This is a genomic window from Bartonella sp. AP1QHHD (genome assembly GCF_042196265.1).
Lineage (GTDB): Bacteria > Pseudomonadota > Alphaproteobacteria > Rhizobiales > Rhizobiaceae > Bartonella.
This window is the reverse complement of sequence record NZ_JBHIPW010000075.1, coordinates 1-1,799: the sequence shown is the minus strand read 5'-3', so window position 1 is coordinate 1,799 and position 1,799 is coordinate 1. Positions and strand designations below refer to the sequence as shown.

Sequence of the window (1,799 nt, the reverse complement as noted above, 5' to 3'; positions counted from 1 at the left end):
ATACTGATGAGGAATAGCTCCAAGACCTCCAATTGCTTGATAAGTTGGAGCACTTAAAGGTGCAACACGAGGTCCCCCATATACATTACCACCCATCCCTGTATCATACATGTTATACGCATCTGCACCCCCACGCTTAAAGACATTCTGCATCCAAGTTGGAGGGGCGCTTGTTTGTACCTGCTTCTGTTCTGTCGTTGTTGGTGTCTTGCTCCCCATGTCACAATTCCTTCCTATAATAAAGCATAGCTATGCCATAGCCTTGCTTGTCCAATGCGCGCTTCCAACCTAAACGACCCAAGATCTCCATTTCAGAAGCCCCATTCTCACGCGCCCAATCCTCTACAAATGTCAAATTATCAACTTGATCAAGAACGCCCTTGCCACTACATTCACAAATCAGAGCGCGCTTCTTTCCTAAAACTGTCTGTTGTATCTGGGTCGTGAATGCCGCTAAAAAGCGCTCGTCATCATCCAAAACAAGCCATAACTGTTTCTTGCCGCTGCAAATCGCTTCAATGAGCTCTTGCAACGTGATTTCATGTTTGAAACGCTCTACATACTCTCTAAAGGATGCAATGATGTCTTCAAGATAAGGCGCTATACGCTCCATATCCCAAGACGTGGTCAAAAAAACTTTTGCCATTATCCTCTGCCTAAAGGACGTAAATCCACATTAAACCCTGTGATATGGTTCCAATGAACGCCTTCAGGAATACGCAATTTAAAGCGGTGATAACGATTGCGCGAACGACCATGATAAGCACCCGTGACATATGAACATGCCCTCTCCTTATGCCATGTAATCGGTGTCTGATGATTGCGAAGCCGACGCTCTCCTATGCTTAAAAGACCTTCCGTCGTATCAACTTCAGCAAACATCTTCGTGATAAAGTTAAAACTTCCATCTGGTGCCCCCATTTCTTGCGAAACAACCGTTGCCTCCATCGGTGCTCCCGTAAACATAACAAGTCTATTTTCATCATCAAAAGCACCAAGCATTGGGGCGCCACTTTGCCAACGAGGGCTGTCTAAAGAAGCCGGCAATGTCTCAAGATTGATCGAGATCTCATCTAACTGTTCTAAAGTATAACCTGTCGTAAATACTGGAAACAACGTGAAAGGTTTTCCCTGTAGCGTCGACCATTTCTGCAATCCCCAATCATAGACAAAGGTCGTTTGCTCGTTATTGCCTCTTTTTAAGGACCAGTAAATCCGGTTATCAATGGGGTCTATAACCCCTTGCATCTCATCAAGAGCAAACTTATCAAAGGTTTTAAAAACCGTTCTATCAACCTTCTCAAAGCCTATCGGCAAAAGTTGACCATCAGCACTGATCTGATAAAAGCCACCATCACCAGCAAAAAAAGCATCACTCCCGCGACACGCTATAGAGGCTGCACTGCGCGCTCCACGTTTGTCTTGGATCTTTTGAAAAGCAAACGGGCTCTTGGAACCTAACGTCAAAGAACCAGCATAAATAGCAGAACGAAGAAAAATAAGGGGATTGGTTGTTTCTGTTGCCCCCTGCACATATTCTCCATCTTGGAAATCCATATAACCACTAACATTATATTGAGTCTCCCATAGAGTTTCATCGCCTTCTCCAGACCAATGGATGCGATTGGGATTATCTGTCAATTGCATCAAACAAACAAAAGGTCCCCAAACCTTAACCAATCCTGCTTTCGGTGGATTTCCTTCTAAATCTTCAAACCGTTCAGAACTAAGGACCTTGAAAACTTGCGGTTTATCATTTTTATTCACCGCAATAACCATGTTTTTAAAAAGAGCAAACG

The 1,799-nt window shown here is 43.9% G+C and carries 2 protein-coding genes and 1 pseudogene; all 3 read right to left on the bottom strand.

What is annotated here, in order from left to right:
- Positions 1-219: pseudogene (locus ACFIME_RS09900) on the bottom strand (hypothetical protein); the annotation flags it as partial.
- Position 220: 1 nt separating this feature from the next.
- Positions 221-646, bottom strand: a complete 426-nt coding sequence (locus tag ACFIME_RS09895; protein ID WP_375646234.1) for a hypothetical protein — start codon at positions 644-646, stop codon at positions 221-223.
- Positions 646-1,799: hypothetical protein (locus ACFIME_RS09890; protein WP_375684707.1), on the bottom strand; the 1,154-nt coding region annotated here is incomplete at its 5' end. The genes ACFIME_RS09895 and ACFIME_RS09890, both read right to left, overlap by 1 nt.